The 406-nt window shown below is 71.7% G+C and carries 1 pseudogene; it reads right to left on the reverse strand.

Going from position 1 to position 406, the window contains the following annotated elements:
* A pseudogene (locus tag IF61_RS0131875) lies at positions 1–406 on the reverse strand (acetyl-/propionyl-CoA carboxylase subunit alpha); the annotation flags it as partial.

Consider the following 406-nt stretch of genomic DNA (forward strand, 5'->3'; position numbering starts at 1 on the left):
GGCCGAGCCGGCCTTCTTCGCCGCACGCCGCTTCGGCTTCGCCCCACCCGCAGCCGCCGTCCGCGCCAGCGTCATCCCCAGCGACGACGGCAGGGACACCTCCAGCCGCTTACCACCCACCTCGACGACCACCGTCTCGCGGCCTTCGGCCTCACCCTCATCCTCCGCACCGGCACCGGTGGCGGTGAAGGGCTCGATGGTGTTGGTGAACTCCGTCTCGATCCACCGGGTGTGGACGCGGAAGGGATCGCAGGTGAAGGCGGGGTCGGCCACGACGGCCTGGTGGAAGGGGATCGCGGTGGCCATCCCCTCGACCGTGAACTCCCCCAGCGCACGCGCGGCACGCTGCAGGGCCTGCTCACGGCTGGCGCCGGTGACGATCAGCTTCGCCAGCAGCGAGTCCCAC

It is taken from the genome of Streptomyces roseoverticillatus (assembly GCF_000719265.1).
Taxonomy (GTDB): Bacteria; Actinomycetota; Actinomycetes; order Streptomycetales; family Streptomycetaceae; genus Streptomyces; species Streptomyces roseoverticillatus.